Below are 17424 nucleotides of genomic sequence, written 5' to 3'. Positions count from 1 at the left end.
TTATTCAAAGGGTAACAATAAGGTTTTCATTGTTGGACGTAGCGCTTTAAGTAACTCATGAATATCTAAATCAGGGTTGAGCATTTTGCGCAGTAACAAGCCACCCATTACTGAAAACATCACTTCAATACGGGCATTCACTTCTTCAAGTGCAGTACCTTGTAATGGCCCTCTTTCACCCACTAATAATTCACGCATAGAATCACGAGCGTGGCTATCTGACTCACGTAATAAGTTAGCCACTTTTTCATTGCGTGCAGCTTCGGCGAGCATTTCTAAATCAAGCGCACCTTGATTCAAATCGGTATGGCGCTCAACGCCTCTACCTAGACCATCTAGTAATACATTGACACGATCGCCAGGTTTATCAGCAAACTCTTTAAAGATTGAGAACATTTCTTCCATATCACGCTCAACAATCGATTCTATAATCGCTTCTTTACTGGCGAAGTAATTGTAGATGTGGCCAGCACTCATACCCGCGGTTTTAGAAATTTCGGCCATTCCCGCGCCATGATAACCTTTACGTCGAAAACAATCCGCTGCGGCACAAAGCACTTGATTACGTCTTGCCTCAGCAAGCGCAGGGTCATTGTGTCTTTTCGTTTTTTGCGTCATGGTTTCTCCAAGCTTTACTGACTAGGGTTAACTTTAATTTAAACAAGGTTTACAGGATCTTAATCTTTGAGGAGAGTCAAAACAACTAAGAACCTGCAAAACCTTAAATAAATTATGCTTTCGCTGATTTATTGCACAGTTTTTTGTGCGTTCCAGCCGCCACCTAGTGCTTTATACAAATTAATTTGGCTCGCCAGATACGCTTGCTTACCCAAAATTAACCGTTGTCCTGCACTGTACCAATTTCGTTGTGCATCCAATACTTGCAAGTAGCTGTCGGCGCCTTTTTGAAAACGTGCATCCGATAAAGTAAAAGATAGCTCATTACTTTGATACAAGTCATTCAGGGCATCTAGCTGATGCATATAACCTTCACGGTCAGCAAGGGCATCAGATACTTCTTTAAATGCCTGTTGAATGGTTTGCTCGTAACTGGTTATAGCTATTTCTTGCTGAGCTTTTGCAACATCGAGATTAGCTTGATTACGACCCATGTTAAAAATAGGCAAGTTTACCGAAGGCACAAAGCTCCAAGTCCCAGAACCTGAATCAAAAAGATTACTCAAGTCAGCTGAAGCTGTCCCCGCATTCGCGGTTAAACTGATGCTTGGATAAAATGCCGCTTTTGCCACACCAATATTTGCATTGGCAGCCAATAAATCATGCTCTGCAGCTTTGATATCAGGTCGCTGAGTCAAGAGCTCAGACGGTAACCCTACTGGCACATCAGGCAAACTAAGTACATCATCTATACTTTCACTTGGTAATAAATCTGCAGTTACGGTTTTACCCACTAGAAAATCGAGGGCATTTTTATCGCGCTTAAGTAAACGCTGATAGTTTGCAATATCGACCTTAGCGGTTGCTACTGTACTTTCAAGTTGCGATAGCGTTAACTGAGAAGCAGCACCTAGTGCAAATGTTTTACGGGTTAGCTCTAAAGACTGCTGCTGAGACTTCAACGTCTCGTTTGCTAAAGCCAATAGCTCTTTATCCGTCGCATAGTTAAGCCATGCATTCACTAATTCGGAGATCAAACTAATGCGCACACTAGTCAAACTGTATTCAGCCGAATATAGGTTTTGTAATGCTTGCTCTGATTGGTTACGTACTTTGCCCCAAAGATCAATCTCGTAAGCGGTTAGGCCTACAGTTGCTGAATAGTTTTCAGAGATAGTTGCTTGACCAGTACCAGATAAATCTGCCGGAAGACGCTGACGAGTACCCGATGCATTGAAATCAATGCTTGGGTAAAGCGCTGAATCTTCAATCTGGTACATTGCTCTAACCTGCTGCACATTCAGTGCAGCAGTTTTAATATCTTTGTTGTTTTCCAGCGTTAGCGCAATCAACTGTTGAAGTTGCGCATTACTGAAAAATGACTGCCAATTGAGCGCATTGATATCGCCCGCTGTACCTTGGATATCATAGTTTTGAGCAACGGGTAATTCACGTTGCTCCATATCTGGCGCCATATTACAGGCAGATAACATAAGTGCAGCAACAGACACTGAGATAAGTTTAGCTTTCATTATGCCTGCTCCTCATTAGTTGATTTTGTTTTGCCTGGGAATACTCGGCGCACCAGTACAAAGAACAGCGGCACAAAGATTACTACAATGGTCGATGACGCAAGAGTACCGCCAATAACAGCAATACCTAGTGCGTTTTGTGCACCTGAGCCTGCACTTGATGCAATTGCTAGTGGTAGTACACCACACACAAATGCCATTGATGTCATAAAGATTGGACGTAAACGTAGACGAATAGCTGCTACCGCGGCATCGACAAGTTTCATACCTTCATCCATTTTATGAATAGCAAACTCTACAATTAAGATGGCATTTTTTGATGCCAGACCTATGGTGGTTAATAGACCCACTTGGAGATAAATATCGTTTGATAAATTAAATACAAATGACGCAATCGACGCACCAAATACACCAAGCGGTACAATTAGCATAACTGCAGCAGGAACTGACCAGCTTTCATATAACGCCGCTAAACATAGGAATACCACCAACAATGAAAGTGCATAAAGTAATGGCGCTTGACCACCACTTAAACGTTCTTCATATGAAATTCCTGTCCATTCGAACGATACGCCCGGTGGTAATTTCTTAACCATTTTCTCAACTTCAGCCATCGCTTGACCAGTACTGTAGCCCGGTGCAGCCGCACCTTGGATTTCCATCGCTGAAAAGCCGTTATAACGCTCAAGACGTGGTGAGCCATATGTCCAATAAGAATGAGCAAAGGCAGTAAATGGCACCATGTCAGCATTGGCGTTACGGACATACCACTCATCTAAGTCTTCTGGCACCATGCGTGATTCAGGCGTACCTTGTAAGTACACTTTTTTCACACGACCACGGTCAATAAAGTCATTTACATAGCTACTACCCCAAGCCGTTGATAACGTATTATTGATATCTGCTTGAGTAAGACCTAATGCTTCGGCTTTTGCCAAATCAATATCAAGCTCTAGCTCAGGTTTATCTTCTTGACCATTCGGACGCACACCTGATAACACAGGGTTTTGTGCAGCCATACCTAAAAACATGTTACGTGCTTCAAGTAGTTTTTCGTGACCTAGACCAACCCTATCTTGTAAGAACAAGGTGAAACCGTTTGCAGTACCAAGCTCAACAACCGCAGGAGGTGGGAAAGCAAATACGAACGCTTCTTTAATCGTTGAGAAGTATCCCATGGCTTTACCCGCAACCGCACCGACGGTTAGATCAGGACGCTGACGTTCATCCCAGTGTTTTAAACCCACAAAGCCGATTGCCGCGTTTTGACCAGAACCTGCAAAGCTGAATCCTGTTACCGTAAAGATAGACTTAACCGCTTCTGATTGTTCTTCTAAGAAGTGATGTTCCATCTTTTCAACAACTTTTAAAGTTTGCTCTGTTGTTGCACCTGCAGGTAAGCTTACTTGGTTAAACAAAATACCTTGGTCTTCATCTGGTAAGAATGCCGATGGTAATTGTGAGAAAATAAACACCATGCCACCCACGATTAAACCGTAAATAAGTAAATAGCGTTTACTGTGCTTGATCATGCGAGAAACAAAACCTTGTGTACCCGAGTTCGTTCTGTCAAAACCACGGTTAAAGCCAAGGAAGAAACGACCAAATAAAGACTTATCGTTATGTACATGACTTGGTTTTAGCATTGTCGCACATAAAGCTGGCGTTAAAATCAATGCAACAAGCACTGATAAACTCATCGCAGTTACCAAGGTAATTGAGAACTGGCGATAAATAACCCCTGTTGAGCCTGGGAAGAACGCCATAGGCACAAATACTGCCGAAAGCACCATCGCAATACCAACAAGGGCACCTTTGATTTCATCCATTGATTTACGTGTTGCCTCAAGAGGAGATAAGTTCTCTTCGGTCATTACACGTTCAACGTTTTCAACCACGACGATTGCATCATCTACAAGTAGACCGATGGCAAGTACCATCGCAAACATGGTTAAGGTATTAATTGAGAAGCCAAACACTTGCAAGATAGCAAACGTACCTAGCAATACAACAGGTACTGCAATAGTCGGAATAAGTGTTGCTCTGAAGTTCTGTAAGAATAAGTACATTACCAAGAACACCAGCACAACAGCTTCGATTAGAGTGCTGACAACTTTTTCAATCGAAAGTGATACGAATGGTGTCGTATCGTAAGGAACAACCGTTGTTAAACCTTCAGGGAAGAAAGGCTCAAGTTCAGCAAGGGCCGCTTTTACGCCATCAGCTGTATCAAGTGCATTAGCACCACTGGCAAGCTTAACACCTAAACCTGATGCCGGTTTGCCGTTAAAACGCGCAACAACACCGTAGTTTTCACCACCTAATTCAACATCAGCAACATCACTTAAACGAACAACTGAACCATCAGCATTGGTTTTTACAAAGATATTTCTAAATTGCTCAGGTGTTTGTAAGCGGCTTTGTGCAGTTACCGTTGCATTTAATTGTTGGCCACTTACTGCTGGCAACGCACCTAATTGACCTGCTGAAACTTGCGCATTTTGAGCACTGATTGCAGCACTAATATCAGCAGGAGTTAATGAGTATTTTAGTAATTTAGCTGGGTCTAACCAAATACGCATTGCATATTGAGAGCCAAACAGCTGCACTTCACCTACACCGTTTACACGAGAAATAATATCAAGCACGTTTGATGAAACATAATCACCGATATCGATATTGTTCATACTGCCGTCTTCAGATACAAAGCCTACAACCATTAAGAAGTTACGGGCAGATTTTGCAACCGACACACCTTGACGTTGTACTTCTTCTGGTAATAACGGTGTTGCAAGCGACAATTTGTTTTGTACTTGAACCTGTGCGATATCAGGGTCTGTATCTGCACTAAAGGTTAAGGTTAACGTTGCTGAGCCGTTAGACTCAGAGGTTGAAGACATGTAGAGCAAGCCATCTAGCCCTTTCATTTTTTGTTCAATAACCTGTGTAACCGTATCTTCTAGAGTACGGGCCGACGCACCAGGGTATGTGGCTTGAATACTAATTGCAGGTGGTGCAATTGATGGATACTGCGCAACCGGCAAACTTCTAATTGCTAAGATACCTGCCAGCATCACAACGATAGCAAGCACCCATGCAAATATGGGCCGATCAATAAAAAATCGTGACATTAAGTTTCTCCGTTACTGGCTGTTAGCTGCTGATTCTGCAGGCATTGCATTGACTGGTGCACCTGGGCGGATTTTCTGTAAACCTTCAACAATTAACTTATCGCCACTGTTTAGACCGTCTGTCACTAACCAGTTTGAACCAACAGTACGATCAGTTTTAAGCACACGTGCTTCTACGGTATTGTCTTTGCTTACTACCATGGCAGTAGGCTCACCTTTGGTGTTTCTGCTTACGCCACGTTGCGGTGCTAAAATCGCATCACTTTTCACACCTTCAACAATCACTGCACGAACATACATACCTGGTAGTAGTAATTTTTCTGGGTTAGGAAATTCAGCACGTAAGGTTACTGAGCCTGTGCTTGGATCAACAGTCACTTCAGAGAATTGCAATGTACCTTTATGTTGATAAGTACTGCCGTCTTCCATCTTTAATTCAACTTTTGAATGTAAAGCGGCATCTTTATCAAGATCACCCGCAGCAATGGCTTTTTTCAAACGTGTTAGTTCACTGCTTGACTGGGTTAAATCAACATAGATTGGGTCTAATTGAGTAATGGTTGCTAATGCTGTTGCTTGATTAGCACTCACAAGGGCACCGGCAGTGACATCTGATTTACCAATTTGACCACTAATTGGCGCTAACACTTTGCTGTAGTTTAAATTGATTTCAGCGGTTTTAAGCTGTGCTTGAGCCGTTAGTAAGTCTGCTTTTGCACCTTTGTATGCTGCATCAGCTTCGTCGTAATCTTGTTGGCTTACTGCTTTGATACTTAATAGCTCTTTATAGCGTTCTGCTTTTGCTTTGGCATTTGCAATACTTGCTTGAGCTTTAGTAATAGCGGCTTTACTAGTCGCTACTTCAGCTTCAAATGTAGATGGGTCAATCTGATATAAAGCTTGGCCTTTTTCAACCTCAGCACCTTCAACAAACATACGAGATTGAATAATACCGTTAACCTGCGGACGAATTTGCGCGATACGTGAAGCAGCCACACGACCCGGTAATTCTTTAGTTAGCGTAAGTGGTTTGCTTTGCATCTCAATAACGCCAACAGGAACAGCTTGAGCTGCCTGCGTTTGCCCTTGAGCCGATTCTGATTGGCCGCAGCCTGATAATAAAACAGCACCAGCCAAAGCTGACACTGCAAAAAATGGAATGCGAGAGCGCTGCATGTGTAGTTCCTTAGTTTAGAGTGAACGATCATTCTAAACTAAAAAAGGCACAGATCAACCATCTTTAAAGAACTTTACATTAAATAAAATGCTTGCTTTAACGCATGAATTTTGTGCAATAAATAAATTGCTAATTGAATTATTACGAATGTAACTGAGAAAGTTGTTTTAAAACTATTAGTTATGCGAATTGAAGTTATATCAATTCGCAGATTATTCGCCTAAACACATGCCCATTGCGCGGGCACTTGCTATTAAAGAATGTTCTAGAGGGATGACGCGATATTCAGAAGTAGCTTCTTTTAAACTGATTGGTTTAATTTCACCGTCTTTACTGACAGGAATAAAACCAAACTGGCCTTTCTTTACTAGCTCGAATGCTTGCACCCCAAACTCTGCTGCAAGCACCCTATCAAACGCATTAGGTGTGCCTCCACGTTGAATATGCCCTAATACGGTTACTCTTACATCAAGATCAAGCGCCACACGTATTTGTGAAGCAAGCTGCTCAGCAATGCCACCAAGCATTGGGTTTTCGTAACCAAGTTCATTTGATTGTTTACTAACAACACCACCAGCAACAGGTTTTGCTCCTTCTGAAATGACAATGTTGGCAAATCCGTGACCTTTATCAAAACGTGATGTTAGTTTGGCTTTAATCGCTTCAATATCGTAAGGAATTTCTGGAATAAGTGCGACTTCTGCGCCAGCTGCAATGGCTGAATGCAAACAAATCCAACCGGCATCGCGCCCCATTACTTCAGTCACAATCACTCGGTTATGACTTTGCGCTGTTGGTATTAAACGATCAATGGCTTCGGTGGCGGTGTCGACAGCAGTCTGAAAACCAATTGTGTAATCAGTGCCATATAAATCATTATCAATAGTTTTTGGAACGCCTACGATATTTAAGCCATGCTCAAATAAATGCTGAGATACCCTATGTGAACCATCACCACCAATATTTATAACGGCATCAAAACCAAGTTGCTTAATAATACTGATTAACTCATCAGAGCGGTCAATAAACACTTGTTCACCCGCTATTTCTGCAGGAAATGCGGTAGGATTCCCTTTATTAACAGTTTCGAGAATTGTTCCACCACGAACATGAATACCCGCCACAACTTCACTAGTTAAGTGTACAATATCATTTGGCTTTTCAAGCACACCACAATATGCTCTTCGGCTACCATACACCTGCCAATTGCCATCATGTTCGGCTGCTTTAACCACCGCTCTGATCACCCCATTGAGCCCAGGGCAATCACCCCCACTTGTTAATAGCAGTAATTTTTTCATTGTGTTACCAACTTCGTTCACTGATTAATTACAGATTAGCTTATATATTGAAGTTTCGCGTATGACTTACATCAACTAAAACTTGGTTTTTTATGCGTAGAAAAAAGCGCAACAAATAGCACTAGTAATACATACTTAGGCAGACTAGTCAGTAAAGTGGTGTTATCAATATTTGCAGAAAAGGTGTTAACAGCAAAATAAAAATGCAGCGCTAAAAATGGTGTCAGCAATATAAAGTATGAATACGCTTTATCTTTAAGGTACAGAGACTTACTAATGAGTAAAAATACTAAAAGTAACGCTAACAAAGGAAGGCCTAAAGTCACGATATCAACCATTGATAAAGCAAAGTTAGGTGACAAGTCATAAAGGGCTGAAAGTACTTCGGTTGGAATCGCAATAGCCGAGCCATAACCTATGACTGGTATAGATAAATAGGCAAATAAACAGCCAAAGATAAATAAAAGTAGTACGTTATATTTCATAACCCCATTCCATGGTTTGTTCATTATTAGCCTTACGCTAACTAATAACGAACAAATCATCCACTACTTTTTCAGTACCTTACATCGTTAAAATGTCTTAACTTTAAAGGCTAGGTTTTCTACCGCACAGCCTGTACTACTCGTATTTACACGGTAATAATGAGTATTGTCAGTGGCATTTAAATCCAATAAAAACTCATCATGTTGAGCGACTGCTTGTTGCTCTTGTGTTAAGCACATAGCTTGTACAAGCGAACGTAATTTAGCATCTGAAAATATAGTGCCAAAACGCTGCATCGGCAGTGGCGGAATTTTAATACTAGGGAGTGCATTATCAACAGTTCGTTTAGCTAGAGTAAAACCATCCTTTGTTACATCAATAACTGCACCAGCAGGCCAATAACTGATTGCTCCGTTGTTTTTAGCGTCAGATTTAACATGCACGACACCGCTTTTACCAATCACCGTCATTAGTGCGGTTTCACCAGCACGAATTGATACAAGGGCGGTGGTCTCATCAATGCCAAAGCCATGCTGTTGCCCGGTATCTGCCAGTAATCTTGCCAAACGCATTGTTCTGTTGCGCTCGCTAAAGTGTGTATCAAGGACACCATAAGTAAAACTGCCAAGCCCACCTTGTTTTTCATAGGTAAGACTGTCAGCCGAAATCTTATCACCGCATTCATTTTCACAGCGCTCACTCGGCGCAGACACCGCAAACGAGCCTTCTCTCATTGCCGCTAAACTTGTACCATTGGAAATCATCGGCACTATGCCGTAGGCATTTTTACCACCACTTTGCACCGCTGTACCTGCGCTTGTGCCAACAAGTAATGGTCTTTGTAAAATTGCGTGAGTCCAAGGATATTGCTTACCGTTATCATCAAACAGTACTTTTCTGGTTAAACTCTGATCGCCGCCGTTAAACATAATACCCGTCGCGTTTTCAATCAGTTTAACTAAATGATCTACCCCTTTATCACAAAGCGCTTTTTCGGCCTTAATTCGATCAGGGTAAATTGTCTCACGATTAAAAACGCCCATAGAGTCAGTACGTAAAGAATCCAAACTCTCACATTGCTTACTGGTAATCGCTTTTGCTAAAGCGGGTGTTAAAGGTAACCAGCTTGATTCTACACCCTTAAAGTTTAATAGCCCTTCATAAAAGTCAGCTGATTCATATGGATCTCTGCTTGAAGCCGTAACCGCTAAAATTGTTGGTGATTCGGTGGTTGTTTTTAATGAGGCAGCAACAAAGTCTAAAATATCATTGGCTGCACGTTCGTTATTATCGCTTGTACTAACCTGCTCTTTTTGACGGGTAGAATCTGTATTTATTACAGCAACTTCAAGTGAGTCTATGACAAAGTTGTATTCGGAATCTGTGAGTTCGTTTAGTAACTTGTTATCTAAATCACGCCATGCCCATAAAATATCACTTTTAGTGATCACACCTGACTTTTCACGTGCAATCTGTGCTAATACCTTAAGCGTTTGCTGACGATTTTTTTTATTCCTGGTTGGCCAATTTGTCTTTATTGCAGATAAAGCATCATTATTTAATCGAAATTGATTATTCTGTTTACCACTAATCTGTTTACTCGAAAGACAGTTTTTAGGGCTCATACTTGAGCAGGTGGTCAAAGATCCGCCGACTAAGACCAGCGTTTGCTGTTGATCATTTGCATAGACTTTGCTGCCAAATGATGCGAAAAACAAACCAAATACCAAAGAAAAAGCTGAAGTTTGATATTTAGTCTTTTGCTCCTTAAGGATGTTCATATTGTTACACTCTTGTAAAAAAATATTAGAAAATTGCTTGCGCAGCTTTTTGTTGCTTGCTATAAAAAAAAGGAACATTTAAAAACGCGAGTAAGCTAGCACTGTATCGCTAGCTTTGTCAAAAGACCTTACGGATTGGAATTATGTTGAAAAACGCATTATCGCTTTGCACATATTTCTACTCTCCACACTACCTTTCGGAGTGGTTTGACGAGTAGCCACACCTCACTTCCTGTGAGGGGCTAGTTGTGTCTATAACCCACTGCCCTGTCTAAAAAATTATAACAATTATTCAAAACGTCACGGTTTTGCCGTGTGTTTTTTAAGACAAAGGTAAATCAATATGTTTCGTCAGTTATCAATTGCTGTAGCAATCAGTGCTGTGCTGTGCCCAGTACAAGCTGTGTATGCTCAAAACGACCAACAATCAGAAAAAATTGAACGAGTAGAAGTAACAGGATCACGAATTAAAGGGGTTGATTTAGAAGGAACCATCCCGCTTACAGTGCTTGACCAAGATGCAATCAAGCGCTCAGGAGCGAACACTATTCATGAATTATTAAAAGATTTATCCGTTTTTAAAGGCGGATCCGGTACCTTTTCAACATCTGAAAGTGGTGGTACATCAACCTCAACGCCAGCGGGTCAATCCGCTGCAAGCTTAAGAGGTATGGGTCCTTCTGCAACATTAACGCTGATTAATGGCCGCCGTGTTGCACCAAGCTCGTTCGCAGCAGGCACTGAAAACTTTGTCGATGTGAACTCAATTCCACTTGCTGCAATCGAGCGCATTGATATTTTAGCCACTGGCGCATCAGCAATTTATGGGGCTGATGCTGTCGCTGGTGTTATTAACTATATTCTCAAAGATGACTATCAAGGAGCTGAAGTAAACACTTCTTACACCAATAGTTTTGACAGTCATGACGAAGCTAAGAAACAACTTAACTTAGTCTACGGGACCAATATCGGTGAAAGTAACTTAACTGTATTTGCTGATATTTACGACCGCAATGCCTTTAAAGCGACAGACAGAAGTTATACCGCAACACCTAATTTAGTAAATGGTTACTCATATTTACCGAAACTTGAGAACTCACCAAACATTTATTATTACAGCAGCCGAGATGGCAATGAACTACCAGCGCCAAACTGTAAAACAGAGCTTGTCACGACTGAGTATGGTGAGCAAATTTGTGCTTACTATGCAAACCAAGATGATTACCTAGAAACCCCATTTGAAAGCCTTTCAACTGGCTTTATGTTTAACAGCACCTTAGGTGATTTAGATTGGCATACCGATTTCTTCTATAGCCAAACTAAATCAAAAGCCTATTCATCACCTGCACCAATCAATCAAATAAATGACGATGATGGTCCGTATATCTTAGAAGATGCGTTATTCATTTATGATAACGCTGATGGCAGTAACGACCTAATGGACCAACTTTATATTGATCCATTTACCACTCAAGCAGGTCGAGATGTGTATGGTTTTGCATTTGATGCACGTTTTAATTCACCACGAACTGTTGAAGTTGAAACTAAAAACTTTCGCTTAGTCAGTAGCCTAGCTGGTTACATTGGTGATTGGAGTTGGGAGTCAGGTATAACATTTTCTCGTTCTAAGTCAGAGCAAGAAGCGATTGATGGTATTTACAACCGCTACCAATTTCATGCTGCAATCACTGGTGAATTATGCTCCGACGGTTCAACTGCTACATACGATGGAACACAGCTCAATTGTGCGCAAGGTCAGTTAATGCCATTCTACAACCCTTTTTTACAGGGTGATGCTAATAATGATGCGGTGCTTGAGCTTGCAAAAGCAAACCCAAGTAGAAATGGTGAGAGTACAGTCTACGGATGGGACTTAAACTTTAATGGCGATTTATTTACATTTAATGAGTTACCCATTTATGCTGCATTTGGTATTGAGGCTCGCCGAGAAGAGTTAAAAGATATTCCGTCTTTAGACTCACAAGCGCGTGCTGAAAATGGTTATTTAGTCGATGTTTTTGGTTTTGGCTCGAGCTTATCAGAAGCAGACCGTACGCAGTACGCTGCATTTGTAGAGTTGAATATGCCAGTTACTGAGCAGCTAGAACTGCAAGTTGCTGGGCGTTACGATCATTACGATGACTTTGGTGGAACGTTTAACCCTAAAGTAGGTTTAAGCTACCGCCCTTCAGATTCTCTAATTATTAGAAGCTCTTGGTCAACGTCTTTTAGGGCACCTTCATTAACTCAAGCTGGCGTAAAATTACGTACCACACAATCAAGCTTTGATTGTGGCGCAAATCAGGCTGTTGCAGATTTATACTGTATGGGCGATGGTACAGAAGTCAGTGTTAACAGCCTAGAACTAGGTAATCAAGCACTCAAAGCCGAAGAGTCTGAAGCGCTCAGTATTGGCTTTGCATGGAGCCCATCTGTAAATACCAATCTCACTGTCGATTATTGGCATTTTGATCATGAGCAAGTCATCGATACCAATATGACTGCCGTGCTAGATAGAGCAATCACGGATGCTTCTCTTCGTCACTGTGGCTTAGTACCACAAGGCCAACAAGGTATTTCGTACGAAGAGCAGTTGTGTGAAGTAACCGATAATGCAGGCCTTAATATAGAAAGTGATGGCGCTAATCTTTCAGAGATCCTAACAAACTATATTAGTGAGTTTAATCCGCGAGAAGATGAGCTATTCCTGCCGCTATTTAGAGACCATGTTATTCCACTGGAAAATACCGGCACACAAACCTTAGCGGGTATCGACTTTAAGTTCGATCATCGTTTTCTTTTTGCAACAGGCAACTTAACACTCGCTTTCGATGGTACACACTATTTAGAGTTTGAGCGAAACAAACCCGGTTCAGATGCAATCGAAAAGTTAATCGGCACTTATCGCTACCCTGAAAATGTAGGCAGATTCTCTATCGATTGGGATGCCGAGAGTTATTACATAAATCTAGGTGCCAATTATACCAGTAGTTATGAGGATGATATTGAAGGGCTACGTGGCCGTGAAATAGATGAGTTAGAAGAACTTGGCGAGCTTAATGATGAGTTAAAACGCGATGTTGATGACTGGCTAGTATGGGATTTATCTGCCGGGTATTTTATCAATGATGCATTATCAATCCGTGCTCGTATCGATAATATCTTCGATAAAGAACCGCCTAAACTATATGGTTCAAGCCGAGGTTTTGATTCTATAAATCATAATGCTTATGGTAGTCGCTATACGTTAAGTTTGAGTTATCGCTTTTAGCAAGGTATGGGCGACTTAATAGTCGCCCACACTTTTGAGCTTACGTTATCTTAAACTAACGACTCTCAGTATTATTCTTTCTTAGCAAGGGCTACAATACCTTGCTTATCTTATAAACGTCGAATGACCTTTAAGTGACTTTATGAAAAACAAACAGTTTGCGATGCCAGATGCGAGCATCATTTTGTTGTGCGTCGCCGTTATCGCCTATTTTGCCAGCCTATTTATAACCCCTGGTGTGTTTAATGCCGAAAAAGATAGCCATAGCGTTGAATTATCACAATATCAAATAGCCTCAGATCATACCCCGCCAGCATTTTTTGCAGAAGGTGGTGAAATTGGCCTCGCTAATGTTTTATTTGAAGGGTTAGTGTCAGGTGATAAGTATGGCGCAGCGATTGGTGTGATGGCGTTTATTTTAATCACTGGCGGTGCGTTTGGGATTATCTTAAAAACCGGTGCGATAAATAACGGCATAATGGCACTCATTAATAAAACACAACATATTGAGTGGGTATTCATTCCTCTCTTGTTTGTGCTTTTCTCTTTAGGGGGTGCGGTTTTCGGCATGGGTGAAGAAGCCATCGCCTTTTGTATTGTGTTATTCCCGATTATGAAGCAACTTGGTTATGACGCAAAAGTTACCGTATTAACAACCTATGTTGCTACACAAATTGGCTTTGCCACCTCATGGATGAACCCATTTAGCATTGCCATAGCTCAGTCTATAGCTGAAATTCCCGTTTTTTCTGGCGCAGGGTTCAGAATGGTTGCTTGGCTTGTTTTTACTTCATTTGGCCTTGTATTCACCATTCGCTATGCCAATTCTATCAGAGCAACTAAACAACAATCTAACCAACACAAAGACAGTGCAATAAATTTAGATAACGCAGATAAACTAATCTTACTTACTTTTATTGCTGGCATTGTTTGGGTTATTTGGGGCGTGATGGCTCGGCAGTATTATATTCCTGAATTAGCAGCGCAATTCTTTTGTCTTGGTATTGCTTGTGCTGTAATCGCCAGCCTATTCAAAAAACAAACTGCCAATGAAAGCGCAAATGCATTTAAAGAAGGTGCCCAAGAGCTCCTACCAGCAGCGCTTTTAGTAGCTCTGGCAAAAGGCGTTATTTTAATACTTGGCGGTAGCGATTTAACGTCGCCTTCAACCCTTAATACCCTGCTGTACTATAGTGCCACCAGCATCTCAGTTGTGCCCGATTATATTGCTGCTTGGGGCATGCTATTATTTCAAAGTGTATTTAACTTCTTTGTTTCGTCAGGTTCAGGACAAGCAGCCATAACAATGCCGCTAATGTCGCCGCTTGGTGATTTGTTAAATATCTCACGTCAAATTGTGGTGTTGGCATTTCAGTTAGGTGATGGTTTAACGAATATTTTTATTCCGACTTCTGCTAGCCTTATTGGCTGTTTAGGTATTGTTAAATTAGATTGGAGTGAATGGGCACGTTTTATTTGGCGCTTCACTTTAGCTTTGTTCGGCCTTGCCAGTGGTTTTATTTTTCTCGCACACTTTATTAACTATCAGTAAAAGATTTAATTATGTTAACACTTATCAAAGGCGCAGACGTTTTCGCCCCCTCACCTTTAGGCATTCAAGATGTTCTTATTGCTGGCACAAAAATAGTTGATATACAGCCTGAAATCACCATCGATACTTATCAGGGGATTACCACAATTGATGGCACTCATTGTATTTTGGCCCCGGGGTTTGTAGATTCACTCGTTCATATAACTGGCGGAGGCGGCGAAGCTGGCTTTGCAAGTAGAACACCAGAAATGAACCTTACTGATGCAACACTGCATGGTACAACAACCGTTATTGCAGCTCTTGGCACTGACTCAAGTAGCCGAACTCATAGTAATTTGATTGCTAAAGCAAAAGAGCTGAAAGAGCTTGGGCTCAACGTTTTTTGTCATTCGGGCTCATATCATTTACCTGCGAAAACACTGACAGGCTCTATCACCAGCGATTTAATGTACATAGATGAGTTTATTGGCGTAGGAGAAGTTGCTATATCGGATCATCGTAGCAGCCAACCCACAGTGCAACAGCTGGCAGAGCTTGCCGCTGAGTCAAAAGTGGCCGGCATGTTAAGTGGTAAAAAAGGCACTGTCAGCATTCATGTTGGCCCTGTTGATACACATTTATCGTTATTGCATGAGGTTGATAAGCTAACCGATATTTCGCTAGCACAATTTTACCCAACTCACATGAATCGCAATATTGACTTACTTAATGCTGGGGTAGAGTTTTGTAAAGCCGGTGGCACTATCGACTTTACAACAAGTACAACCGAGTATGACCTTGCTCATGGTGAATACTCTGCCGCACACGCACTAGCTTACTGCCTAGAGAATAAAGTCGACCCAACAAAACTAACCATGAGCTCAGATGGCCATGCAAGCCTTCCTATTTTTGACAAAAGCTTTAACCTGCTTGGCCTTGAAGTAGGCAAAGAGTCCACATTGCATGGCTCGTTTGTAGAAGCAGTGCAAAAATACAATGTTTCGATTGAACACGCTTTAATGGCGATTACATCAAACCCTGCACAGATACTGGGTATCAATAAAGGTGTAATTAAGCAAAATGCAGATGCCGATCTTGTGTTACTTAATAAAACAACGCTTGCGCCAACAGAATGCTGGTCAAAGGGTGTTCATATGCTAAGCAAAGGCAAAGCACTTGTTAAAGGCGCCTTTGAATAAGGCCGCAATCGGCGGCCTTAAACACTATGCTAAACATGTTCCGAAATGCGAGTAACGAGTAGTTGCTCGACTTTCACCCCTTCAACATCAACAACCTCAAACTTATAGCCAGCATAGTTTATAAACTCGGCGCGTTTAGGCAGGCGTTTCATGGTGTAGATCAAAAACCCTGCGACAGTTTCGTAATGAGACTGTTCAGGGAACTCTTCAATTTCAAGGACCTTTGCAAGCTCAACCACAGGTGTTAAACCATCGACCAGCCAAGATGAGTTATCACGTTGAATAATTAACTCTTCACCCTGGTGGCTAATTAAGTCGCCCATAAATCCTTTCATTAAATCTTTAACCGTAACAATACCTACCATTAGCGCGTACTCATTAACCACTACGGCAAACGGCTCTGCCGCTTTTTTGAAAGTATTTAGCGCCTCTGAAAGACTCAATGTTTCTGGCAGATAAAAAATATCTTGGCTTATTAATTCATTATCGATTTCAGCGGTTTGCCCTTTTAGCACCTTGCGTAGGATATCTTTTGATTCAACCGAGCCAATTAATTTATCTAAACTACCATCACACACTAAAAAGTGATTATGAGGGTGCTCAATAATTTTGGTTGCGACTTCTTGAGCATCAGCTTTTACATCAAAATACACAATTTGATCGCGAGGAGTCATCACACTCGATAAAAAACGTGCTTCTAAATCAAATACATTGCCAATTAGCTCATATTCTTGTTGCTGTAAGCTGCCGTACTCTGCCCCTGCATCCATCATCGCAACGATGTCTTCTGTGGTGACAATATCTTCTCGCTCAGCAGGTACTTTAAACGCGCGTAAAACCAAATTAGTTATACCATTAAAGAAAACAACAAAAGGAGTGAGCGCAAAGGTCACCCAGCGCATAATGGACACCACGTTTACCGCAACCGCCTCTGGCATAATCATGGCTAACCGTTTAGGTAATAGGTCAGCAAATAAAATAAACAAAGAGGTAATACTCAAAAACGAAATCAAAAAGCTGATTTGACTCAATAACGGGCCTTGATAAATCATGCCTAAGATTTGTTCTATGTAAGGAGATAATGCTTGCTCACCAACAATACCACCTAAAATGGCAATTGCGTTCAGGGCAATTTGTATCATGGCAAAAAATGCCCCAGGTTGCTCTTGCAAGCTAAGCACTGCTTGGGCTTTTTTGTTGCCTTCGTCCACCATCACTCGTAATTTGATCTTACGAGATGCCGCAATCGCAATTTCGCTCATTGCAAACAATGCACTGATCAAAATTAAAATCATGATAATGAGTAAATCACTCATTGTAGCTCCTAATAATTAAGCGCATTCAGAGTGTTGAATGCAAACAACTTTTTGCTCGTTTAGGCTACATAGAGTTAGGCG

General features: G+C 41.4%; 11 protein-coding genes. 3 read left to right on the top strand and 8 right to left on the bottom strand.

The annotated features are described in order from the left end of the window. The 7 genes from AN213_RS13535 to AN213_RS13505 form a co-directional block, all read right to left on the bottom strand. Window positions 1-618, bottom strand: coding sequence for a TetR/AcrR family transcriptional regulator (locus tag AN213_RS13535; protein WP_054563053.1), 618 nt, complete (start codon window positions 616-618; stop codon window positions 1-3). 128 nt (window positions 619-746) lie between these two features. Next, on the bottom strand, window positions 747-2150 hold the full coding sequence (locus AN213_RS13530; RefSeq protein ID WP_054563052.1) for an efflux transporter outer membrane subunit: 1404 nt from the start codon (window positions 2148-2150) through the stop codon (window positions 747-749). Continuing rightward, complete coding sequence (locus tag AN213_RS13525; protein WP_055198855.1) at window positions 2150-5281, bottom strand: efflux RND transporter permease subunit; 3132 nt, start codon at window positions 5279-5281, stop codon at window positions 2150-2152. The genes AN213_RS13530 and AN213_RS13525 overlap by 1 nt, the downstream gene beginning before the upstream one ends. Window positions 5282-5293: 12 nt before the next feature. After that, on the bottom strand, window positions 5294-6457 hold the full coding sequence (locus AN213_RS13520; protein ID WP_055198854.1) for an efflux RND transporter periplasmic adaptor subunit: 1164 nt from the start codon (window positions 6455-6457) through the stop codon (window positions 5294-5296). 213 nt (window positions 6458-6670) lie between these two features. Next, window positions 6671-7759 (bottom strand): 6-phosphofructokinase, encoded by a 1089-nt coding sequence (locus tag AN213_RS13515; RefSeq protein WP_055198853.1) that lies wholly within the window; start codon window positions 7757-7759, stop codon window positions 6671-6673. 71 nt (window positions 7760-7830) lie between these two features. Continuing rightward, window positions 7831-8244, bottom strand: a complete 414-nt coding sequence (locus AN213_RS13510; protein ID WP_055198852.1) for a hypothetical protein — start codon at window positions 8242-8244, stop codon at window positions 7831-7833. Window positions 8245-8331: 87 nt separating this feature from the next. Then, window positions 8332-10026, bottom strand: a complete 1695-nt coding sequence (locus tag AN213_RS13505) for a cyanophycinase (RefSeq protein WP_095209764.1) — start codon at window positions 10024-10026, stop codon at window positions 8332-8334. 343 nt (window positions 10027-10369) lie between these two features. On the opposite strand from AN213_RS13505, the gene AN213_RS13500 reads away from it, so the two are divergent. The 3 genes from AN213_RS13500 (at window position 10370) to iadA (ending at window position 16027) form a co-directional block, all read left to right on the top strand. Next, complete coding sequence (locus tag AN213_RS13500) at window positions 10370-13297, top strand: TonB-dependent receptor domain-containing protein (RefSeq protein ID WP_055198850.1); 2928 nt, start codon at window positions 10370-10372, stop codon at window positions 13295-13297. A 142-nt stretch (window positions 13298-13439) separates the two neighbouring features. Further along, on the top strand, window positions 13440-14849 hold the full coding sequence (gene yfcC / locus AN213_RS13495; protein WP_055198849.1) for a putative basic amino acid antiporter YfcC: 1410 nt from the start codon (window positions 13440-13442) through the stop codon (window positions 14847-14849). Window positions 14850-14860: 11 nt separating this feature from the next. After that, a complete protein-coding gene (iadA, locus tag AN213_RS13490) occupies window positions 14861-16027 on the top strand; it encodes a beta-aspartyl-peptidase (protein ID WP_055198848.1) in 1167 nt (388 codons plus the stop codon). Window positions 16028-16056: 29 nt separating this feature from the next. Here the strand turns inward: iadA and AN213_RS13485 are convergent, their stop codons facing one another. After that, on the bottom strand, window positions 16057-17343 hold the full coding sequence (locus AN213_RS13485; RefSeq protein ID WP_055021855.1) for a hemolysin family protein: 1287 nt from the start codon (window positions 17341-17343) through the stop codon (window positions 16057-16059). Window positions 17344-17424: the final 81 nt, after the last annotated feature.

The sequence above is a fragment of the Pseudoalteromonas sp. P1-8 genome (assembly GCF_001399985.1).
Lineage (GTDB): Bacteria > Pseudomonadota > Gammaproteobacteria > Enterobacterales > Alteromonadaceae > Pseudoalteromonas.
This window is presented reverse-complemented; position numbering and strand designations above follow the sequence as displayed.